The sequence below is a fragment of the Aureisphaera galaxeae genome (assembly GCF_028561275.1).
Lineage (GTDB): Bacteria > Bacteroidota > Bacteroidia > Flavobacteriales > Flavobacteriaceae > Aureisphaera > Aureisphaera galaxeae.
Genome location: NZ_JAQQTF010000007.1, coordinates 21,378 through 44,933 on the forward strand (window position 1 = coordinate 21,378; position 23,556 = coordinate 44,933).

19 protein-coding genes are annotated in these 23,556 nt (G+C 42.6%); 6 read left to right on the plus strand and 13 right to left on the minus strand.

The window, feature by feature from the left end:
• Position 1: 1 nt before the first annotated feature.
• Both POV27_RS13295 and POV27_RS13300 read right to left on the minus strand, forming a co-directional pair.
• On the minus strand, positions 2-3,583 hold the full coding sequence (locus POV27_RS13295) for an RHS repeat domain-containing protein (RefSeq protein WP_272863275.1): 3,582 nt from the start codon (positions 3,581-3,583) through the stop codon (positions 2-4).
• Between the two features lie 221 nt (positions 3,584-3,804).
• The gene (locus tag POV27_RS13300) at positions 3,805-4,554 is read right to left on the minus strand and encodes a lysophospholipid acyltransferase family protein (RefSeq protein WP_272863276.1); all 750 of its coding nucleotides are present in this window, start codon (positions 4,552-4,554) and stop codon (positions 3,805-3,807) included.
• A gap of 81 nt (positions 4,555-4,635) precedes the next feature.
• Between POV27_RS13300 and trpS the strand changes: the two genes are divergently transcribed.
• Positions 4,636-5,607, plus strand: coding sequence for a tryptophan--tRNA ligase (gene trpS / locus POV27_RS13305; protein WP_272863277.1), 972 nt, complete (start codon positions 4,636-4,638; stop codon positions 5,605-5,607).
• Here trpS and POV27_RS13310 read toward each other — a convergent pair.
• A complete protein-coding gene (locus tag POV27_RS13310) occupies positions 5,604-6,377 on the minus strand; it encodes a hypothetical protein (RefSeq protein ID WP_272863278.1) in 774 nt (257 codons plus the stop codon). The genes trpS and POV27_RS13310 overlap by 4 nt on opposite strands.
• A gap of 59 nt (positions 6,378-6,436) precedes the next feature.
• A complete protein-coding gene (gene dprA / locus POV27_RS13315) occupies positions 6,437-7,543 on the minus strand; it encodes a DNA-processing protein DprA (protein WP_272863279.1) in 1,107 nt (368 codons plus the stop codon).
• A gap of 147 nt (positions 7,544-7,690) precedes the next feature.
• Here dprA and POV27_RS13320 point away from each other — a divergent pair, with 147 nt between their 5' ends.
• The 5 genes from POV27_RS13320 (at position 7,691) to POV27_RS13340 (ending at position 14,858) form a co-directional block, all read left to right on the plus strand.
• Positions 7,691-8,623, plus strand: a complete 933-nt coding sequence (locus tag POV27_RS13320; protein WP_272863280.1) for an HU domain-containing protein — start codon at positions 7,691-7,693, stop codon at positions 8,621-8,623.
• A gap of 59 nt (positions 8,624-8,682) precedes the next feature.
• Complete coding sequence (locus POV27_RS13325) at positions 8,683-9,192, plus strand: acyl-CoA thioesterase (protein WP_272863281.1); 510 nt, start codon at positions 8,683-8,685, stop codon at positions 9,190-9,192.
• A 147-nt stretch (positions 9,193-9,339) separates the two neighbouring features.
• Positions 9,340-12,942 carry a S8 family serine peptidase gene (locus tag POV27_RS13330; RefSeq protein ID WP_272863282.1) on the plus strand — a complete coding sequence of 1,201 codons (3,603 nt, stop codon included), beginning with the start codon at positions 9,340-9,342 and terminating at the stop codon, positions 12,940-12,942.
• Between the two features lie 95 nt (positions 12,943-13,037).
• Positions 13,038-14,429 carry an MBL fold metallo-hydrolase gene (locus POV27_RS13335; RefSeq protein ID WP_272863283.1) on the plus strand — a complete coding sequence of 464 codons (1,392 nt, stop codon included), beginning with the start codon at positions 13,038-13,040 and terminating at the stop codon, positions 14,427-14,429.
• A gap of 3 nt (positions 14,430-14,432) precedes the next feature.
• A complete protein-coding gene (locus POV27_RS13340; protein ID WP_272863284.1) occupies positions 14,433-14,858 on the plus strand; it encodes a hypothetical protein in 426 nt (141 codons plus the stop codon).
• A 1-nt stretch (position 14,859) separates the two neighbouring features.
• On the opposite strand, the gene POV27_RS13345 is transcribed toward POV27_RS13340, so the two are convergent.
• From POV27_RS13345 to atpH, 9 genes are all read right to left on the minus strand, one after another.
• A complete protein-coding gene (locus POV27_RS13345) occupies positions 14,860-16,089 on the minus strand; it encodes a murein hydrolase activator EnvC family protein (protein ID WP_272863285.1) in 1,230 nt (409 codons plus the stop codon).
• Entirely contained in the window at positions 16,086-16,868 is a 783-nt protein-coding gene (lolB1, locus tag POV27_RS13350; protein WP_272863286.1) for a lipoprotein insertase outer membrane protein LolB1, read from the minus strand. Before lolB1 ends, POV27_RS13345 begins: the two co-directional genes overlap by 4 nt.
• Positions 16,869-16,870: 2 nt before the next feature.
• On the minus strand, positions 16,871-18,241 hold the full coding sequence (locus tag POV27_RS13355) for a tetratricopeptide repeat protein (protein ID WP_272863287.1): 1,371 nt from the start codon (positions 18,239-18,241) through the stop codon (positions 16,871-16,873).
• A gap of 87 nt (positions 18,242-18,328) precedes the next feature.
• Positions 18,329-19,345 (minus strand): sugar nucleotidyltransferase, encoded by a 1,017-nt coding sequence (locus POV27_RS13360; protein ID WP_272863288.1) that lies wholly within the window; start codon positions 19,343-19,345, stop codon positions 18,329-18,331.
• Positions 19,346-19,378: 33 nt separating this feature from the next.
• Positions 19,379-19,813, minus strand: a complete 435-nt coding sequence (gene dut, locus POV27_RS13365) for a dUTP diphosphatase (protein ID WP_272863289.1) — start codon at positions 19,811-19,813, stop codon at positions 19,379-19,381.
• 3 nt (positions 19,814-19,816) lie between these two features.
• The gene (locus tag POV27_RS13370; RefSeq protein ID WP_272863290.1) at positions 19,817-20,332 is read right to left on the minus strand and encodes a hypothetical protein; all 516 of its coding nucleotides are present in this window, start codon (positions 20,330-20,332) and stop codon (positions 19,817-19,819) included.
• A 97-nt stretch (positions 20,333-20,429) separates the two neighbouring features.
• Positions 20,430-21,302: an ATP synthase F1 subunit gamma gene (gene atpG / locus POV27_RS13375; RefSeq protein ID WP_272863291.1), complete on the minus strand. Its 873-nt coding sequence runs from the start codon at positions 21,300-21,302 to the stop codon at positions 20,430-20,432.
• A gap of 72 nt (positions 21,303-21,374) precedes the next feature.
• Positions 21,375-22,949 carry a F0F1 ATP synthase subunit alpha gene (atpA, locus tag POV27_RS13380; RefSeq protein WP_272863292.1) on the minus strand — a complete coding sequence of 525 codons (1,575 nt, stop codon included), beginning with the start codon at positions 22,947-22,949 and terminating at the stop codon, positions 21,375-21,377.
• 68 nt (positions 22,950-23,017) lie between these two features.
• Positions 23,018-23,554, minus strand: a complete 537-nt coding sequence (gene atpH, locus POV27_RS13385) for an ATP synthase F1 subunit delta (RefSeq protein ID WP_272863293.1) — start codon at positions 23,552-23,554, stop codon at positions 23,018-23,020.
• Positions 23,555-23,556: the final 2 nt, after the last annotated feature.

The following is a 23,556-nucleotide window of genomic DNA, read 5'->3' on the forward strand; positions in this document are numbered from 1 at the left end:
ATTAATTTGTTTTGTAATTGTATTCGTAAGAACCTACCAGATTCATATCCTGATCTTTCACTTTTACCAAGCGGTTGGGTGCATCGTATTCAAAGTATTGCACGTCACCATTGGGTTCTGTCATGGAGGTCACCCCTATGTCGGGTTTGTGGGTATAGGTAGTCACCAATGCTTCAGGAAAAGCTTGTCGAATCTTATCAATTTCATCACGTACCTGCTGATCCGTAGGGTCATTATTAAGAATGGCTAAGTTTATGATGGGAATTCCTGAAAATAATTGTGAATATTCAAGATTATCTACCTTGGCGACTGGATAGGTATGATCATACCCCCAGACGTAAGCCGTTTTTTGTGCCGTAACACTACCTGAGGAACCCGCCTTTCGGCTCATTTGCAAAACGTTGCCATAGTCATCATAAGTGTCGAAGTATACATTGGAAGTCGCATCTCCCTCTTTAATTTGAATAACTTCTTGGGGCAGCACAACCTCATTATGAGTAGTGTAAACCATTTCGGTTTCCGAGGTATTCCCATTAATCTCACCACTTACCTTCACAAGTTCCGTTAGACGGTTTTGACTAATAAGCGTATTGATTTCTGGCGTTAAACCGGCCACCACGTCCTGTGGATAGGTGTATTGTGCTTTAACTAAGTCTCCTTTACTGTCACTTGTCTCTACTCGTGTAACTTGACGATGGGAATTGTTGTCGTAATAATAATTGGTGATCTTTTCTATATAATCCCCGTCGAAATAATCCCTTTTTGTAGTTTTTATAGGTCGTTTCCAATAAGCATTGATGTAAAAGTTATTTTTATGATGAAAGCTTTGAGGACCGAAATAATACTTGTCTATATCGGAACTTGGAATCCCATTAGGAGGAGCCGAAGATCTCGTGCAAACATCTCCAGTAGCAGAAGGGTCTGGACATTCGCTAATATAACCTCCAGTATAATTTTCATAGTACCTTTCATACGTAGTCCCATTAGAATGGGTGTCGTAGATAACAATATAGCGATCCTCATTTCCATACAAAGTGTAGTTGGTTGCATAGATTTCGTCATTCAAATCATCTATGAGTACTTCATATTCGGTTTCAAAAGTCTGAAGTAGTTCGTTTTGTTTGTTGTAGACGGATTTTTTCTTCAGCTCTCCAGAGAGGAATTCATCATATCTATAATGGAATTTGTTTACAAAAGTAAATTCATTGTAGAACTCCGAAACAGTATATCCATTAATGGCTTGGGAAGAACCATCTAGCGAATAATTCACCTCTGTTACCTCATCGTAAGTGACAGCATTTTTGGCCCGGGAAGTTTGATTTTTTGAATATCGATAGAGATACAGATAATTTGCGATAGAAACCCCTGTACCACAACCTGGATCACAGGCGCAAGGACAACCAATAAGTTCGGACTCACTAATTAATTCGGTGTAATCCAGATGCTCTTGCAATAACCCAGAAGATGCTTCTTTATAATCGGTTTCATTAGGTACAGAATTCAGGTTTGAATAGTCATCATAATAATACCTTTTGTATCCCAATACATTCCCATCTCCATCGTGATTCTTAATTTTGTCCACTCGAAGTCCCCCGCCATAAATAACCTGCTCAATAAAGTTGGTTCCAGCTGCTTTATCAAAATAGTAGGTATAATGTGGGCTACTACTCATCAATAAATATTTGTAGGTTCCTGGCGCCAAATCCACAGAAAACTCGCCTTGGCTATTCCCTATGGTTTGTACTTGCTCTTGATAGAAATACCGTGAATTTGGATTGTCTCTAAATTCGGAAAGATTCGGAGTCACACTGGGATCGAAAATGACCAAAATAGACCAGGCAACGTTACAAGGTTCGGTTCCACCGGTTGGGTGAAAGTCTGAAGTAATCCGTAAAGGAGTATCTTCATAATCTATGGTAAAGGTCCCTAGAGAATCTAAAGGAACATCGAAACAGGCATCATCAAAAGCAAAATAGCCATATGGGTCTGTAGAATTAGGGTCTACTCCACCTGTAAGTTGGGTGATTGGATCCCAAGTCGTTACCGATGGGAACTCCTTTCCAACGGGATGAAGAGCATAATCGAAGGTAGTATACCCTCCTGTAGGATAATTGATTCGTTTAAGTGTGCCTATTTTTGCATCAAACAAATCCGCATCGCGAATGGCCCCATTTAAGGTAAAGTGATCGTTTTGGACCCTAGGAACAAAATGCGAATTCCCATTCATACCATTGTAGTAGCCCCAATAATCCTGTGCGTAGGACCATCTATCTGGGATAAAACCATCTCCTTCATATTCGAACGTATGGGTTTTAGATTCGGAACTTTCCGTTCCATTACTTCCAACATCATATTGAGTAACCCCCTTTAGGCGTAGCCTTTTTTGGTTCTCGTCAATAGCATTAATGTCTTCAAAATAATCTGTATCGGTTTCTAGACGGGTAACCAGATCTCCTAGATTGTTGTATAGCTTTATTTCGTCTAGGTATTTACCCCCCTCTAAATCTTCCCTTGCCTGAGATGAAAGCAGAAACTCTGCACGCTTTGTCCCATTAATTTTAATCTCTTTTAAATAGTACTGCTCTATTTTAAAGTTTTTAGCTTTTGTCCGAGGACCCCCTTCATCTGGGCCAGCAGTTACTCCCGAAATCCTGTTCTTTATGTAATTAATTTCACCATACTTCTGAGGGTTCGTCCATATATAGGGGACGTCGTTGTAAATAAATTCAATTACATCTCCTTTTACAGCAGAAACGATTTTGGTGAGGTGCCATGAAGACACAAATTTTAAGTATTGGTCGATTTCCTGGGGACCAGATGCCGTATTTAGAATCATGGTAAAATCGGATTCATTGAATTGTGGTTTCATAAACTCGAACCGGTTTCCATGTTCATCGGTAATTGTAAAATCCTGAAGGTATTTATGGTTTAGGACAGAATTTCCTGTAATAGTAGGAGTAATTTTTATCGTTGCATTGTTTACACAAATGGCAGTATCATTATTATAATCGATAAAGAATTTTCCCGAAAGTCCTCCCGGCGCATTGAATTCATAGTAATCTGGTTGTGTTTCATAGGCTCCCGTCACCACATCATCTTTGAATTGGAAATATTCTAACACATCACCGTCGGGATTCGCATTGTAGGGTAAGATGTGTTCCTTAAACTTGTTCATTTTAAGGTCTACCGAAGAAGCATAAAAAGGCTGATAGTCGAAGTTCGCATCAAAAGCATCATCCGGATTTCCAATATTGACCCTGTTTATGACTCCTCCCGCTTGTAAATTCCATCCCAAACCGACCCAGGTAGCCATTTGGTTTACCTTTATTCCTGAGGCGTCATAGGTTAGCGTAATAGGAATGGAAAATTCCCTTCCGGAAATCGTCCCAACGGGAATACTAATATTAGGAGTCCCTGTAAAAAGGGAAGCCCCTTGATCTCCAAATTTCGTCAGGGCAGCCGCTTCTGGCGCATTTGGAATGGTCACATTGGGAGATAAATTTTCTCCCGAAGGCACAAAAGGATCTTGTGCGTAGGTTGCCATTGTGCAGAACAGCAACCCAAGAAAAATGAGTTTTCTCATAACAATTGAATTTAAAATTGAACACAGATAACCACCCTTAAAGGGAGCTGCTTTCAACCCGTGTTTCAAGCAGCGGAGGGATGCCCCTAGAAGAATTTACCATCGAAAATAGAAGGAGAGAAGCAAGTAAAAAATAAAGAATGTATAAGTGCAGGGGTTCCTTTCAAATTCGTAAAGAAGAAATTCGAAATAGAATTTTTGGGACTCTAAAAAATTGAATATCAGCCGTGAATACTTGGATTTTGTAGTTCCTCCAAAATAAGTTCACGGGTCTGATCACGAAGCATGCGTTTGTCTTCCAACTCTAGAATACCGGTGGGAATAATGTCATGTACCCGAACCCGCATCTTTCCGGGACCTCCGCTAAAAAAGGTGTAAGAAAATCGTTTTTTGTTGTCATGAAACGTCATGGGAGCTATAGGAATCTTGTGTTCTATCGCCAAGCGAAAGGCTCCGTCCTTAAACTGATTCAGTAGCATGGTTTCATCATCAGGCACACCGCCTTCAGGAAAAATACAAACGCTCAATCCACGTTGCAATCGTTTTTGAGCTTCAGTAAACACATTGAGACGGCTTTTGGCATCGGAGCGATCTACCAAGATACAAGTTCGTTTGTAGAAAAATCCGAACAGTGGGATTTTGGCCAATTCGGCCTTACCCACAAACACAAAGGGATTTCTGGAAACCACATACAACATCAACATAATATCCGTCATCGACGTATGGTTGGCCACAAACATATAGCTCTTGCCTTTTTCAAACTTTACATCGCGTTTCACCTTGGGATAAAAGCCCATACCAAACAAAATGAGTTTTGACCAAAATCGCGCCAAGCGAAAGAAAAAAGGATACCAGCTGTCTTTTAGGATGCTTACAATGAGAATGGGAAACAATACCACTATGGGAAGGGCTACCAAGACGTAGAACCAAATTCGGTACAAAACATACCCTATGTTGCGAAGAAATCTCATTCGTTGCCAAAAATACTAATTTGAAAGTTGCAAATACTTCAAAAAAATTACCTTTGCTTGAAATTTGAGCAGAACCTAATTATGTCAAGAATTCTCACAGGAATACAAAGTACAGGAACCCCACATTTGGGGAATTTATTAGGGGCCATTATACCCGCCATTCAAATGGCCAATGACCCCAACAACGATTCCTATCTTTTTATCGCAGATATGCACTCCCTCACCCAGATTAAGGATGCGGAAACCCTAAGAAGCAACACCTATAGTACTGCTGCTGCCTGGTTGGCTTTTGGGTTGGACATTGAAAAAACGGTATTCTATCGTCAAAGCGATATTCCACAGGTGACAGAGCTTTCTTGGTATTTAAGCTGCTTTTTCCCCTACCAACGACTCACTTTGGCACATAGTTTTAAGGACAAAGCCGACCGATTGGAAGATGTAAATGCTGGGCTTTTTACATATCCCATGCTTATGGCTGCAGATATCCTTTTGTATGATGCTGATATTGTTCCCGTAGGAAAAGACCAACTACAACATTTGGAAATGACGCGCGACGTAGCCTCTCGTTTCCATGCAAAAATTGGCGGGGAAACCTTCGTGTTGCCAGAAGCTAAGGTACAAGAACATACGATGCTTATTCCAGGTACCGATGGTGCCAAGATGAGTAAGTCCAAGGACAACATCATCAATATCTTCTTACCAGATAAAAAGCTGCGCAAACAGGTCATGGGTATTCAAACCGATAGTACTCCTTTGGAGGAACCCAAAAATCCAGATACCTGTAATGTATTTGCATTGTATCAACTACTTGCCGCCGAAGATCAAATCGCAGAAATGCGCACCAACTACTTGGCAGGTGGTTATGGCTATGGACACGCCAAACAGGCCTTGTACGAATGCATGCTGGATCGCTTTGCTGAAGAACGCGCCCGATACAACCACTACATGGAAAACCTGAACGAAGTAGACGCTGCCCTAGAAAAAGGAGCTCAAAAAGCAAAAGCGGTAGCCGATGCGGTTTTGGCTCGCGTTCGTGAAAAAGTGGGTTATTAACGCGCCCCTCCCTGATTTCTTTTCTTAAGTAAGGCTTCTTTCTTAAGCAATTCGTGCTGGTCGGGCATGACACAATACATATAGAAAAAGAACAAGGCAATACAGAACATTCCCAATTCCAATAAGGTGATCCCATACAAAGGATCTCCGAAGAAAAACAGTGAATTCAGCACCTGTGTAATATCGCTAAGGAAGAAAAACAGGAATGCCGCTGTTATGGTCGATATGCGCGTCGACGTGTTTACAATCTGATACATAAGCCCGATACTGAACAACACCAGTTTTAGAATGGTATAAGCGAAACTGTATAATATGTGCATGGAGCTAAGACCAAAGTCATCGACTATGGCTATGATCTTTTTCGCAAAAAGAAAATCCAATACCAAAATGAGAATGATCATCCAACTCCACTTATTGAATTTCATCTTGAAAGGATGTTCCTTTAGCATTTTTAAGAAAATAAGCACGAAGCCCATGACCCAAAAAAGCTGGACCGTATTGAGATAGATTAACGCTCCGGTTTCCCCCTTCAGAACACGACTAAAGGAAAAATAAACCCCAAAGGCCGAAGAGATAATGAAAAGAGAGAACACCCAAACAAATAACTTGCTCCGCACCTCATCGAAAATAAGATGATAGGCTAAACCTAAGGAATACAGGATGAGGTAAAATACAAAAGCGAGTTTTGAGCTTTCATATCCGGCAATGCAAAGTCCTACGGCTGAGGCCAATAAAGCACCGCGAAAAATGTTCTTGAATGTGAGGGTCATTCCTCAAAAATAGAAAAAAATAAAGGGCAAAATGTTAATTGTTCTTGGTTATTAAAGATTCAAACTGTCCGAAATAACTTACCCGGCAAGGGTTGTACCAAGCCTTTCAGTTCCAAGGAAAGCAGTACAGAAGTGACTTTATGTATGGGCATGGAACATTCTATGGAAATAATGTCCAACAATTCTTTGTCCTTTTCTTTTAGATATTTCCAGATACATTTTTCGGACTCATTCAATTCAACAAACAGCCTGGTTTGCTTAGGCTTAGCAGTTTCCGTTTCCAAATCCCAACCCAAAACGTACACCAAATCCGCAGCCGAGGTTAATAAATGGGCCCTTTGGGTTTTTATAAGATTATTGCAGCCCTGGCTTTGCACGTCGCCCGCTCTTCCCGGTACTGCGAACACATCACGGTCATAGGAATTGGCAATATCTGCGGTGACCAAACTTCCCCCTTTTTCAGCAGATTCAATTACGATCGTGGCCTCACTTATCCCGGCAATGATTCGATTTCGCTTCAGAAAGTTGTTCCTGTCGAAGGGATCATCGCTCCAAAATTCGGTAAGGAAGCCTCCGTTCTCATTGATGTTGGAAACGTATTTTTTGTGCGACTTCGGATAAATCTGATTAAGACCATGGGCTAAACAGCCTATGGTTTGCAAACCACAATCCAAAGCCGCTCTTTGAGCGGTAATATCCACGCCATACGCAAACCCGGATACAATCACAGGATTCAAAGAGGCCAATTCCTCCACCAACTGACGACAAAATGAAGCTCCATAGGTGGTCACTTTTCGAGTACCTACGATGCTAATCACTTTCCGGTTCTTAAGATCCACATTTCCTGTTTGAAACAGTAGAATGGGGCCGTCCAAACAATGCTTTAAACGTTCTGGATAGGCAGGATCCATAAAATAGGAATACTCGATTCCTTCATTCTCGATAAAATGAAGTTCCCTTTCCGCTTCCGAAAGGCAATTGCGTTCATCCAAATATTTCAACTTTAAACTACCGATGCCAGGAATCTTTAAGAGATGACTTCTCTTTTCTTTGAAAATCCCTTCGGCAGAACCTATGGTATTGATTAACTTTTTGGCAGAAATATCTCCCAAATTGGGAACCCGCTGCAATGCCAAAACATACAGCAATTCGGTTTTTGATAGCATAGTGAAATCATGAGTGCCTGAACATCAAAACCGTAGTCCAATGTCAGGTTCATTAAAGGGAGTTATTAAAGCTACAAATTTTTCTGTTGTTAATAAGTTCGTTCCGCAACTATTGAATGCTTCCTTAAAATAATCTATGTTTGTTTTATGCAGTTGGCGAGCTATATTAAGGATTTACTCTATCGTTATGAGTGTGTTATCATTCCAGGGTTTGGGGCTTTTTTAACCCAGAACCATTCAGCTAGAATTGATGGCGCTTCCCATACGTTCTATCCGCCAGGAAAAACGATCTCCTTCAATAGACAGCTGCAAACCAATGACGGCATTTTGGCCAATTATGTGGCTTCTGTAGAAAACTGCAGTTACGAACTGGCCCTTCAAAAAATTCGAAATTTCACGGGAACCGTTTCCTTAGAACTTTCGGAAGGAAAAACAGTCACCCTTAAAAATATCGGTGATTTCTTTCTGAACCACGAAAAAACGGTTCAGTTTACGCCAGAAAGTGTTGAAAACTTCAACACGGCTTCTTTCGGATTGACTTCTTTTGTGTCACCTCCTATGCAACGTGCTGAAGTAGCAGAAGAAGTACAGAAGGACGTGGTTACCATGTACCAAGAAAAGAAGAAAACGGCCTATCCTTTCCTTCGTTACGCTGCCATTGGTCTTTTGGCCATTACCTTGGGTAGTGTTGGTGGATTGAAAGTATATGAAGGCCAAGTGGAGAAGCATAATTTTGCCGAAAAGCAAAAAGCCGATGCCTTGGTTGAAGATCAAATACAAGAAGCTACTTTCTTAATTGATAACCCACTTCCTACTTTGACCATCGACGTGGCGAAAGAAACGGGTAAATATCATATCGTAGCAGGTGCATTCCGTATTGAGTCCAATGCCCAGAAAAAGATCAACCTACTTTCCCAAAAAGGATTTTCTGCCCGTCTTATTGGTAAGAACCGTTATGGGCTTCACCAAGTCGTATACAGTTCTCACAGTGAGCGTTTAGAGGCATTGCGCGCCCTTAGGGACATAAAGCGTTCGGAGAATAAGGATGCTTGGCTTTTGGTTCAGGATTTGAACCGATAAAATCCCCTCTTTTTATTCCTAAAATACCATTGCTTCGTACCTTTGTAAAAAATTACTGTATGCAAGCAAAAACCCCTGCAGAGTCCCGAACCATCATTACCGATTTAGTCCTTCCCAGTGAAACCAACCCTATTGGCAATATGTTTGGAGGAGAGCTTTTGGCCCGTATGGACCGTGCCGCTAGTATCGCAGCTAGACGCCATAGTCGTAGGATTGTGGTAACCGCTTCGGTAAATCACGTGGCCTTTAACAAAATGATTCCCTTGGGTAGTGTGGTAACGGTAGAGGCGCATGTTTCCCGCGCTTTTAAAAGCTCTATGGAAGTATTTATGGATGTGTGGATCGAAGATCGGGAAAGCGGTATGCGAAGCAAGGCCAACGAAGCCATCTATACCTTTGTTGCAGTAGACGAAATGGGAAGTCCAGTTCCTGTTCCCGAAATTAAGCCCGAGTCCGCTTTGGAAAAGGAGCGCTTTGAAGGGGCGTTGCGAAGAAAGCAATTGAGTTTGGTTTTGGCAGGTAAACTGCAACCACAAGAAGCCACAGAATTAAAGGCTCTTTTTTCTTAAACCCTAGCAAATCAGTAGGTTTTACACTGTTAAAAGCCCCCACTATTTTCGGTTTTTAGGTTTCTATTGGATATATTTGGAATTGCTTTAGAAAAACCACCATTTCCTAAAGTTCATTTTACGTAAAATTCACCTAAAAATTCGACTATGAAAAAAACTACCTTTTTTTCAAGTGGAAAAAACGTTCTTACTGGGTTTCTACTTACCCTTTTCTTCGGTTTTTCCTATGCGCAGGACGCGTACACCATTCAATACCAAGATGAAATTCTGGATATTCAGGAAAACATTCAGTCCTTTCAATGGGATCAGATGCCAGAATCCTCTGAATTGGGGAATGGTTATTTTGGTTGGGTTCAATTCTATGAAACTCCAACCCAAGACATTCAGGATGCATTTAAGGCCAACCAATTACGGTTGATCGACTATATCCCGCATCACACATACTTGTTTTATTTCCCCGAAAACACTTCTATAGATTATCTAAGAAACAGTGGGGTTCGTGCCATCGTTCCGGTAGAAGGAAGGTTCAAATTATCTCAGGACCTTAAAAACGGAGATATCGGTAATTGGGCACAACAAGGTGATAAGATTTTAGTGAATCTGGTACACCATCAAAACGTGAATTCCGATTGGATCATTAACGATCTCGCCACCAAGCAAATCGCTTTGGTTCAGGAATATTCTGGATTCCATACGTTAGAACTTTCCATTCCGGACAACTGTTTGGACGAACTTTCCAATCTTCCCTATGTAAAGTGGGTAGAATTGATTCCTCCTCCTGCAGTTAAGGAAGATACGCGCGGAAGAGGGCTTCACAGGGCCAATGGCCTTGACACCCAAGGAGCGGGTAGAAACTATACCGGAGAAGGTGTAGGGGTGCTTGTTCGTGATGATGGTATCGTAGGTCCACACATCGACTTCCAAGGAAGGTTAGACAACTCTTTCGCCAGTGGTACGGGACAGACACACGGTGACGGTGTAGCTGGTATTCTTGCAGGTGCCGGAAATCGTAACCCGACCATGCGAGGTATGGCAGCGGGAGCAGACGTCTTTGTTTCCAACTACGGATCTAACTTTATGGATGCTGCTACTCAAACCCTTATTGGTAATGGTAGTGTACAGATTACAAACTCTTCTTATGGAGACGGTTGCAATGCCGGATATACCTCCAATGCCCGTAATGTAGATCAGCAGATCTATGACAATGAAAATCTACTTCACGTATTCTCTTGTGGTAATTCCAATGGTAACAATTGTGGTTACGGCGCCGGAAGTCAGTGGGGTAATATTACAGGAGGTCACAAGCAAGGAAAGAACTGTATTGCGACCGCCAACGTATTCTTTAATGGAATATTAGCCAGTTCCAGTAGTCGTGGTCCCGCGCATGACGGACGTATTAAGCCAGACATTACCGCTAACGGACAAAACCAAAACTCTACCAACGAAAATCACGGATACCTTACGTTTGGAGGAACTTCGGGTGCAGCGCCGGGTATTGCAGGTGTTTCTGCACAGTTGTACCAAGCGTATGCCGAAGCCAATGCAGGGGATCATCCACCTTCTGGTTTAATTAAGGCCACCTTATTAAATACTGCCAATGACTACGGAAACGTAGGACCGGATTTCCGATTTGGTTGGGGAATCGTAAACGGATTGAGAGCTGGTATCTTGATCGAAGAAGGACGTCACCTTACCGACGAAGTAAGCCAAGGAAACTCCAACACCCACACCATCAATGTTCCTTCTGGAACAACGCAAGTGCGTTTCATGTTGTATTGGACCGATCCTGAGGCAACTCCAGGAGCCAACCCAGCTTTGGTGAATGACTTAGATCTTGTGGTAACCGATCCTTCCAATGGAGATCATTTACCTTTCGTATTGGATTCTACGCCAGATCCTACCAGTCTTAATTTACCTGCTACCAACGGTGTTGACCGTTTGAACAATATGGAACAAGTGTTGTTGAACAACCCTGCGGCTGGAGATTACGATTTGGAAATTACTGGTTTCAATGTACCCATGGGGCCACAAGAATATTTCATTGTTTATGAAATCATTACCGAAAATCTAACCGTAACCTATCCTAACGGAGGAGAGCCTTTCGATCCTAGTGTAAACGAAAACATCCACTGGGATGCCATTAACACTACCGATGGGTTTACGATAGAGTACACCACCAATGACGGAAGCTCTTGGAACAGTATTGTGACGGTTTCTGCTGCTACCACCAATTACCTTTGGAATGTTCCTTCCGAAATTACGGGTGAAGCAAGAATTAGAATTACCAGCGGTTCCTTCTCGGATGAAAGTGATGGCAACTTTAGCATCGCTCCTACAGTTACGGGCATGAATATTACACAGGTATGTCCTACCGAAGCTTCCTTTACCTGGACTGCCGTAGCCGAGGCAGATGGATATGATTTGTACTTATTGGGCGACCGCTATATGGAAGTTGTGGGAAGTACCAATACCAACTCCATTAATGTTCCCATCGCAGATCCTTCGGACGAAATGTGGTACGCTGTTGCGGCCAAGAACGACGCACAAGGATGGTATGGACAAAGAAATGTGGCTACGTTCTACGCAGGTGGACTATTCAATTGTTCCCTTGCCAACGATCTCTCTATGAATGTAATTAACAGTACTCCTAACGACTTCTCTACCTTGTGTGGAACAGGAGATGGTATAGTATCTGTGGTGATTCAGAATACGGGAACCACTTCTCAAAGTAATTTCCCGGTGAGTTATGAAGTTACCGGTCAAGCTCCTGTGATGGAAACCTTTACAGGCACATTGGCCAATGGAGAACAAACCACCTATGACTTTACAACGCCTGTGAATATAACTTCCAATGGAGATTATGAATTGACGGTGTCTGTAGATCTTCCTGGGGATGAAAATGAATTCAACGATGAGCTAAGCATGGCTTTTAATGCCTATGTGGCAAGCACTACCAACTTTACCGAGGATTTCGAAACCAACGGAGTACCACCTCCAGGATGGGTAGTTAGCAATCCTGATGAAGATATCACTTGGGAAGAAGCTACTGGAATTACGGGAAGCGATGGTGCAAGCACCGAGACCGTGTTCTTGGATAATTTCAACTATTCTAATGTGTCTGCAGAAGACCAGTTATGGACAGATGCCTATGATTTCTCTAGTGTTGTTTCGGGTGTGTTCCAATTCGACTTGGCAAAAGCACAAAGATCGGCGGGAGCAAGTGATGTGATGTACGTAGGTGTTTCTACCGACTGTGGAGAAACCTTTACGTTGATCTATGGAAAAGGAGGATTGGATCTTTCTACCATTCCAAATTACGACAATTCAGGTCAATGGGAGCCAACTGCTTCCACCGATTGGAGAACCGAGCAAATCAGTATTGATGCCTATGCTGGACAATCTGCAGTCATCTTCAGATTTATCGTAGACAACAATAATGGTAACAGTACCTTCATCGACAATGTTAATGTGGATGCGCTCTTGGGTACGGAAGACTTTACCCTTTCAGAATTGGTGATTTCTCCGAATCCTGCTACGAATGCCTTCTCAATTTCTATTCAAGGAGGTGTGGATGCACAAGCGAAGGTAAACCTAGTGAATAGTCTTGGACAACAGATTCGAGCGTTCGATGCTTCCATTTTCAATGGAAACGAGGCGACGATAAATGTATCCGATCTTTCGGCTGGTCTGTATTTCGTTCAAATTCAGAATGGAAACCAGACAAGTACCAAGAAATTATTGATCCGATAAGGATTTAACATACATTTTACGGAAAGGACCGTCTTACCATTTGTAAGGCGGTCTTTTTTAATAGTATCTTTGCCATTCCATTCAGAATTAATCCTATGTACGTAGAACAAATCTATACCGGTTGTTTGGCTCAAGGCGCTTACTATATTGAAAGTAATGGCGAAGTGGCCATCATCGATCCCCTACGCGAAGTAAAGCCCTATGTGGAAAAAGCCGCTAGCAACAATGCTTCGATTAAGTATATTTTTGAAACCCATTTCCACGCCGACTTTGTAAGCGGGCACCTTACCCTTTCCAAGGACACGGGAGCTCCTATCGTCTATGGCCCTACTGCCAATCCTTCTTTTGACGCAGTCATTGCGGAGGACGGACAGACCTTTGCATTAGGTGATATTACCATTACCGCCTTGCATACGCCCGGGCATACCATGGAAAGCACTACCTATTTATTGAAGGACAAGGATGGAAAGGACTACGCCATCTTTACCGGGGATACTTTATTCTTAGGAGATGTAGGACGTCCCGATTTGGCGCAAAAAGCAGCTAGTTTGACCCAAGAGGAGTTGGCCGAAACGCTTTATGAAAGTTTGCGCAACAAGATCATGCCATTGGGTGATGATGTGATTGTATATCCTGCCCATGGAGCAGGTTCTGCCTGTGGAAAGAATATGATGAAGGAAACGGTAGATACCTTGGGGAACCAGAAGAAGATGAATTATGCACTGCGAGCGGACATGTCGAAGGAAGAGTTTGTAAAGGAAGTTACAGACGGCTTATTGCCACCCCCTTCCTATTTCCCATTGAATGTAAAGATGAACAAGGAAGGCTACGACCATATCGATACCATACTTGAAAGAGGAACTCGAGCGCTGTCGCCCAATGAATTTGAGGCTATTGCCAACGAATCCGGTGCAATTGTACTGGACGTACGCCATCAAAGCGAGTTTATAAAAGGCCATGTGCCAAGATCCATCTTTATTGGATTGGACGGTGGTTTTGCCCCTTGGGTAGGTGCTTTAATTGCCGATGTGCAACAACCCATTTTGTTGGTAACCCCAGAAGGAAGGGAAGAAGAAGCGGTAACACGACTATCCCGAGTAGGTTTCGATCAAACCTTAGGGTATTTAAAAGGTGGATATGAGGCTTGGCAAAGCGCCGAAAAGGAAACCGATTCCTTGGCTTCCATTCCTGCTACGGAATTGGAAAACATTCTTACTAACAATGCAAACACTCCTGTGTTCGACGTTCGTAAAGAGAACGAATACGCGGGAAGTCATATCACCACGGCAAAATTGACGCCTTTGGATTTCTTGAACGATCACCTCAACGAATTCCCAGGTGAGGAAACCTTCTATGTACACTGTGCTGGCGGCTACCGAAGTGTCATTGCAGCTTCCATCCTAAAGAGCCGTGGTATTCACAATCTGGTAGATATCGCGGGTGGATTTAAGGATATTAAGGCTACTGGGATTGCTTTGACTAACTAATAAATGGTACACCGGTATCCAGAAATTGAAGCCCTGAAGGCTTTTATTGAAAAACATTCCGTTACCGCTAAAAATTCAAATTCCGAAAGGATTCTTGAAGGTCTGCTTCCTGTCTATTTTGAGATGGGAAGGATCGCGGTCGAAATTCAGGTACAGGACGAATACAATGACCTAAGTCGCAATAATGATTTATTGTCGGTGGTTCTTTGTCTTCGGGAATTGGAAATGATCGATGAGGCCGAAAACTATGAAGGTTGGTGTTTTCAGAATGGAATCAAGGGGAATGAAGCCCTACAAGTATATTTCACGGAAATTGAAAAGGTGGTGCCTCAATTAAAACAATACTTCCTAGATAAAGAACTGGATTCTTTTATTTCCGATTGGGATTTTCAATTGAATGCTGGTGCCATTCAGGAACTGCGGAAGTAGTCTACATACGATATACCCAATCTGCCGGGTTCATCTTTTTGGTGTTTTGGTACACGAAGAACTTTAAAATGGCCCTTCCTGTCGATGGATGGGTAAATACTTTGCCAATAACATCCTTGGCATTCACCCTGTCGCCCTTTTTTACGCTCACAGAGGCCAAATTATTGTAGATGGTTATGTAGTTTCCATGACGGATATAAACGGCCTTATTCGCGCCCTTAAGCTGTTGTACCTGCATCACCTCACCCTTAAATACAGCCCGGGCAGTCGCATTGGATTCGGTAATGATTTCTACCCCATTAAAGGTTTGCTTCACATTAGGGAATTGCGGATGCTGTCGCGTTCCGTAACCATTCAACACCCGTCCTTTTTCCACAGGCCAAATAAGCTTTCCTTTGTTACTCTTAAAATCGGCCGCCAAGGCTTTGGCTTCGGGTGTAAGTGCAAAAGCAGTAGAGGATTTTTTGGTGGTGGTTTTTCCTGTAGATTTATTGGATGCGGCAATGGCTTCACGGATTAATCGATCGATTTCACGGTTAATTCTATCGGCCTCCTTTTGCTTGTTTCGGATTTGCTTGGCAAATTTCCCCTCATCTTTCCTTAGAGAGGCAACTAACGCCTCCTGGTTCTTTTTTTCCCGATCCAGTTCCTTTTTGGCTTCCCTATTTTCGGCCAAGAGCTTCTCTTTGTCCTTTCGCTGCCTAATAAGACTGGTGTTCAGTTCCTGCAACTCGACCGTCTTGCTTTTAATACTTTCCCCTTGTTGTTTGCGATGACGGGTGTATTGCTTCATGTACTGCGCGCGCTTGTATGCTTGAAGAAAATTTTCTGAAGACAGCAAGAACATCAAACGGCTCTGTTGCGATTTGCTCTTGTACGACTTGTTGATCATGGAGGCATAATCTTCCTTCAAGGTCACCAATTCTTCACGTAACTGATCTATGGTCGAAAGATTTTCATTGATTTCCCTAGTCAGCAAATTGGCCTGCTGATTGGTCACCCGAATCAGGTTTTGACGGGCCGAAATGCGTTGGTCCAAATCTTCCACCTCGGCCAAAATATTTTTCTTTTCGCCGCGTGTTTTAAATAACAGGGCATTGATCTTCTCAATCTCCTGCAATAGTAATTGGCGTTGTTCTTCCAATTGCTTCTGCTTTTTCGATTGGGCCGAAAGGGGCATAGCTGCTAGAAAGCAGAGCAAACATGTTATGTAAAAAAGACTTTTTTTCATTTCGCAAGATCAATTTCCTCATATCCTTCAGGAATACTAAACGGAAATTTTACAGAAACATTGAGATCAATTTTTTTGAATTCAACATCTATGGTCGTTTCACTGGTACCTTCCAGTGCTCGAATTGCGATTTGAGATGGGTATTGACTGCCTTCCAACTCCTGATATTCCCCATAGGTAAGGAACAACTCACGATCATCTGCAGGTTGGGTTAATTGACTGGACCGTACTTTGAAATTTTCGGGTCGAAGCAGTAGTGAATGTATAAAGTTATTGGGCTGTCTTTTGGGCTCTAATTGATAGCTATCTTCAGAAACAGAGGATTGATATTTTCCCCTGTCCAATTCGAAAATGGATTGCCCCAATAAGATGGCCTGGGTTTTTTCGAAATCCAAGGAAGTTCCCAACCATTCACTCAACAAAGCAAAATCCCCATCGAAATAGGTGTTGCCCAAAGTCTCATAATAACTCACCCTATCTGGAGTAATAAGGGCCTTTGCCAAAGTGATTCCTAAAACAGAAGCCTTCACCCAAATCTTTTGGTTCTTCTCCATTCGTAGGCTCACCGTAATACTTTGTTTTTGCTTTTCGTCCTTATAAGCCACACGTACCCGCGAGGCTAAGGTGGAAAAATTGGGAATGGCCGCTTCATGCGCTGTAATGATCCCCTTCAAAGCCAATCCGGAATTGGGCTTGGTCGACCCCACAACCGTTTTCGCTCCTTTACAGGAAAAGAACAACAAACTCACTAACATCATATATACAACTCCGCGCTTCATGCTTAATTGGAAAGGCTTATGCCCTCTGCTTTCTTTTTATACTCGGTTGCCCTTTTACTATCTCCTTTGTTCGTGTAAGCAATATGTAATTGCTCGTAAAAGTCCTTTTCCATTTTGGGATTGTCCAATAGGAAATCCACCCCTGTTTCCAGGCTTTCTATGGCCATATCCGATTGGTTCAATCGATTGTTGGCAACCCCGTTTAAAAGATATAACAAGGGCTGCGCCGGAAACGTAGATAGGGCATTTTCACTCAGTGTTTTTGCCGCTTCGTACTTTTTAACGTCTATTTGAAGCAAAAGTGTATTCTTTATCAAGCTGAAATTATCTTCGTCTAAAGCTGCTCCCTTTTCATAGAATCGAAGGGCGGCTTCCTTGTCCTGCTTGGTGAGGTAGTAATCGCCTAATTGTTCGTATACCTGTCCACTTCCTTCCGAAGAAAATTGGTTGATAACACCCTCCAAATCGGATTCATACTCTGGATTTTTGCCTACAAAATTCAGGAAGTCTCCCAGTACCTTGTACTTGCTTTCCCGTTCTATTTTCGTAGATCCAAACACAATGTTCATGGATCTCATGGCTTCTGTGGTATTACCTTCTTCCAAATAGAATTTATACAGTGCTAAATGCGCCAATTGCGATTTCGGTTGATTTTTAAGCAGCTCTTTGGCCGTTTCGAACGCCTTAGCCGTTTCTCCCTGTTCACTATACAGGAAGATAAGATTTAGGTAGTCCTGCTCCTTTTTGGGATTCTTATCAATTTTACTTTCCAAGTTCTTGATAGCTCCCTCGCTATTGCCTGTTATTTTGTAGATCTGACGTCTAAGCGCATTTCGGTAGGCAGTTTCACCCCAAGATTCATCCAATTCGTCCAACAGTTCTAAAGCTGCATCATATTGTTGCGTGCGGTGGTACAAATTGGCCAAATCTTCTTTGTAATCCTCATCCCTTAAAATGAGTTTCTTTACCAAAGGAATGGCTGCATTGTAATCGCGCTTCACATAATACAGATCATATAAAGCTTCCATCACATCGAGCTGCTCTCCTTGGGATTCGATGACTTTTTTGAAGTTTTCCTCAGCATCTTCGAACATCTTAAGATGCTTCTGGTTCTTTGCCATTTCAAAATACACCACCGCCTTACTCGTTTCATTGTCTTTTGCGGCTCTTTCCGCCTTTTTAAGGGCTGTTAATGCGAGTTCGTAGTTCTCTATCGCCTTTTGCTTCAAGGCCTCGAAGAAGTTCTCCTGAAAGGCATCGCTCACATTCCCTAAATCGTCGGTAGGTTCTTCCAGTTCAGTTTCCTGTGCCAATGCGGAAGCCGAGACCAAAAGTCCGATGATTAAAAAGAGATATGTAAATTTTATTTTCAAATTTTAAGTTTGGTCGAGCGCAGTCGAGACCTATTTGGCCTATGCCATAAAAAATCCCTCTCGGCTGTGCTAGAGGGGACTGCACAATTACTTCAACTGGGAATAATCCCCAATGCTCACATTGGTAAACTGTCCATTAAAATGGGCGTGGTTACCGATCATCGCATTGTCTAAAGTAGCATTTTTAATCACGGTCTGTGACTGAATTATACTATTTTTAACGGTACTGTCCTCAATTATTGTGCCTTCGCCTATAGAAACGTGTGGGCCAATGGTACAATTCTTCAAAACCACCCCATCCGAAATAAAGCATGGCTCCACAATAGTGGTGTTCTCTTGTTGAAGCGTATTTGAAATCAGCTGCTCATTACCTTCGGCCAAAAACCCAAGCATTTTGGCATTGGTTTCTACCGTTACCTCTTTGTTTCCACAGTCCATCCATTCGTTTACCGTTCCTGTTTTGAATACTTTCCCGTCGGCCATCATGCGCTTAATTCCATCATTGATCTGATATTCCCCGCCATGGATAATATCGTTATCCAATACGTATTGCAGCTCTTTCTTCAACACGCCTACATCCTTGAAATAATAGATCCCAATAACGGCTTGATCGCTAACAAACTCTGTAGGTTTTTCTACCAGTTCGATAATTTCATCCCTTTCGTTCAAGTTAACCACCCCATAGGCTTCGGGATTGTCTACCCTTTTGGTCCAGATCACACTGTCGGCTTTCTGGTCCAAATCGAAATTCGCCCGAATCAAAGTATCCGCATAGGCTATTACGGCCGGACCACTTAAAGAAGGCTCGGCACACATAATGGCATGTCCCGTTCCCTTAGGGTTCAATTGTCGATATATAGACGGCTTTGCTCCCAACCCTTTGGCCAATTCCTCAAGGCTTTCTACTACATCGTCCCCAAACCAAGCGGGATCTCCTAAGATAAAGGCGATTTCTTCGATGGGTTGATTCAATACCTCAGCTATATCACTCACCAAACGGTGTACAATGGGTTTGCCAGCCACCGGGATTAAGGGTTTTGGTACGGTTAAGGTGTGTGGCCGTAAGCGACTGCCTCGACCTGCCATGGGGACAATTATTTTCATAATTTGAATATGGGTATATTAAGATTGGGTATTTTATTTCGTTCCAGTGCTTCCAAAGCCACCTGCGCCTCTTTCGGTTTCGGACAATGCCTCCACCAGTTGCCATTCGGCCCTTTCGTGTTTCGCAATGACCAACTGAGCAATGCGCTCGCCGTCTTCAATCGTAAAATCATCATTGGATAGATTCACCAATATTACGCCAATTTCTCCGCGATAGTCGGCATCTATAGTTCCGGGGGCATTCAATACCGTGATTCCTTTTTTTGCTGCCAATCCACTTCGGGGACGTACTTGCGCTTCATAGCCTATAGGAAGCTCAATGAACAGTCCCGTTTTAACGATGGTTCTCTCTAGGGGTTTAAGGATTACAGGGGTTTCTATATTCGCTCTTAGGTCCATCCCCGCCGATGCTTGCGTTTCGTAATGCGGTGCAGGGTGATGTGATTTGTTGATGAGTTTTATGGTCATAAATCAATCAATGCCATTGGGATTGGTACTTGGGTACGCAATCATGGGCTTTTCTTCTATGTCTGAAATTTTAAAATATTTTTCGGTGTCTTTATGAAAGAAGCTAATTACGGCTTCATTCTCTTTTAAATCGAATGGAAAATCGCCCATAGGGGTGTTTTGGGCTTCCTTTTTAGGATCCAGATCCATTACGACATCCCGATTCTTGTTCGACGTAAAATAAGCAATGTATTTGTCTGGATAGCTAGGGTTATTCTTAGCCTTTTCCACTTTGCTCCTAAAGTACACATTCCTTACTTCGATCTCTTCCGAAATGTCCTCTATGGTGATGTATACATTTACACCAGAGCCTCCTTCCTGAACTCCGGCTACCCATTTCTGAAAGTAGCTTGATGTTACTTTAAATGGGGGCTGTTGTTCGAGGGAATACATGGTGTCTTTTCCTCCCGCACAATTGGAAAAACTAGCTAAACACGCCATTACTCCCAATAATACGGTTAATTGTTTTAAATACTTCATAGTAAAGGTCCTTTCAAAAGCCTTGCCATAAAGGTACGAAAAAGCCCTCCTAAAAAGGAAGGCTCTTCTATAATGAATTCTTGTAAACAATCAATGTTTATCCAGCCAAGGCCTCGGCACCTCCAACAATCTCCAAGATCTCTCCTGTAATGGCAGCCTGACGGGCTTTGTTGTATTCTAATGTCAAGTTCGCTTTCAATTCGCTTGCATTATCCGTCGCCTTGTGCATCGCTGTCATACGGGCTCCGTGCTCACTCGCAACACTATCTCTAATGGCTTTGAACAATTGGGTTTTCAAACTCTTCGGAATCAATTCTTCAACGATCTTTTCCTTAGAAGGTTCGAAAATGAAATCGGAATTGGAAGTAGACTCGCTTGCTTCTTCTTTCTTTGCGGGAACAATAGGCAAGAATTGCTCATGCATCACAATCTGTGTAGCAGCATTCTTAAACTTGTTGTACACCAATACGATTTTGTCGTAAGTCCCTTCAGCAAAAAGATCCATCAATTTTTGAGCGATTTCTGCAGTTGCATCGAAAGTAAGGTTGTCGAAAATTTCGTTGTTGTTTTCGATCACCGTTTCCGATTTGCTCAAAATATCATTTCCTTTCTTACCAAGGGTCACAAAATCTACCTGCTTTCCTGCATAGGTTTCCTGAACAGAACGGTTGGCTTCCTTTACAATGTTACTGTTAAAGGCTCCGGCCAATCCACGATTGGAAGTAATTGCTACTACCAATACTTTGTTCACCTCGCGCTGGTCTGCAAATTTGCTTCCGCTATCCCCATCCAATGTAGCGCTCAAATTCTGAAGCAAGGCCGTTAATGTATCGGCATAGGGACGCATGGCAGTAATAGCGTCCTGGGCTTTCTTCAGTTTGGCTGCAGATACCATTTTCATAGCACTGGTAATCTGCATGGTTGAACCTACAGAGGAGATTCGATTACGGATTTCTTTTAAGTTTGCCATACTCTCAAGTTATGAGTTATGATAATATAGATATCACCCTTCGACAAGCTCAGGGTGACATCATAATGATGCTTAGTATCTAGACGATAAATCTTTTGCAACAGAAGTTAAGGTATCGGTTACTTCGTCGGTCAGTTTTCCAGACTTCAACGTATCCAACACACCTCTGTGCTTAGCATTCAATAATTCGATATAGTCTCTTTCGAATTCCTTTACCTTTTCTACAGGAACATCACGCAACAAGTTCTTAGAACCTGCATAAATGATAGCTACCTGATCTTCTACAGTAAATGGATCGTTCTGAGCTTGCTTAAGGATTTCTACGTTACGCTTTCCTTTTTCGATTACGTTCATGGTCGCAGCATCCAAATCGGAACCGAACTTAGCAAAGGCTTCCAATTCACGGAACTGAGCCTGATCCAGTTTCAACGTACCAGCTACTTTCTTCATGGACTTAATCTGAGCCGAACCTCCTACACGAGATACAGAGATACCTACGTTAATCGCAGGACGCACCCCAGAGTTAAATAAGTCGGACTCCAAGAAGATCTGACCGTCTGTAATGGAAATTACGTTGGTCGGGATATATGCGGAAACGTCTCCTGCTTGTGTTTCAATAATTGGAAGGGCTGTTAAAGATCCTCCTCCTTTTACTTTTCCTTTCAAAGACTCTGGAAGGTCGTTCATGTTTGCTGCAATCGCATCATCGTCGATCACCTTTGCAGAACGCTCTAACAAACGAGAGTGAAGGTAGAATACGTCTCCAGGATATGCCTCACGTCCCGGTGGACGACGAAGCAATAGGGATACCTCACGGTAAGCAACCGCCTGCTTAGATAGATCATCATAAACGATCAATGCAGGACGTCCTGTATCACGGAAGTACTCTCCAATAGCTGCACCTGCGAAAGGAGCATATACCTGCATCGGAGCAGGGTCTGAAGCGTTAGCAGCAACGATGGTTGTATAGGCCAAAGCACCTTTGTCTTCCAATACCTTAGCAATGTTTGCTACAGTAGAAGCTTTCTGTCCTACAGCAACGTAGATACAGTATACTGGCTCACCCGCATCGTAGAATTCTTTCTGGTTCAAAATGGTATCGATACAAACCGTGGTCTTTCCTGTCTGACGGTCACCAATAACCAACTCACGCTGTCCTCTTCCTACAGGGATCATGGCGTCTACAGACTTAATTCCAGTTTGTAACGGCTCATTTACAGGCTGACGGTAGATTACCCCGGGGGCTTTACGCTCCAAAGGCATTTTAAAAGTTTCCCCTTCGATAGCTCCTTTACCATCGATAGGTTGTCCTAGTGTGTTTACTACACGTCCTACGGTTCCTTCACCTACGTTAATAGAAGCAATACGTTGGGTACGCTTTACGGTAGCTCCTTCCATAATTTCTTTGGAAGGTCCTAACAATACGACCCCTACGTTGTCCTCTTCCAGGTTCAATACGATCCCTTCCAAGCCGTTTTCGAACTCTACCAATTCCCCGTATTGAGCATTGGATAGCCCATATACACGAGCAATACCATCTCCTACGGTAAGTACAGTTCCTACTTCGTCTAATGAAGCACTTGCTTCAAAACCTGTAAGTTGTTGCTTTAAGATTGCTGAAACTTCAGCGGGTTTAACTTCTGCCATTTTGTTTTCTGTTTATAAACCCCGTGCTAAATGGGGGAGATACCGGCCTAGACCGAATCTTTTTCAATTTAAATTGACTTACTAAATTCTCTTTTTAATGTTCCTAGTTGGTTGGCAATACTTGCATTGTACTGCATATCACCTACCCTAAGGATGAATCCACCAATGATGGACTCGTCTACTATATTTTCGATGGAAACATTATCGCTTCCTGTCATTTCCTTTACCTTGGCCAACACTTTTGCTTCCATTTCGGAAGAAAGCTCAACCGCCGTTGTAACCTCAGCGACCTTAACTCCTTTGGCTTCATTGTAAAGATTAATAAAGCTATTCGCTACGTTACCCAGAATATCGGCACGTTCATTTTGAGCCAATACGGTAATCAATCGCTTGGTGTCTTCAGAAGTATTTGTAAAAATCTGTAGTAAAGCAGATTTTTTATCCTCCACCTTGATTAGGGGACTCTTCAATAAAGAACGTAGCTCTTTGCTGCCATCTAAAGTCGCCTGCACATCTTGCATATCACCAAAAACGGTGTCGATGGCATTGGTTTCTTGGGCCTGTAGCAAAACTGCTTTTGCATATCGTATGGCTGCTCTACTCATGA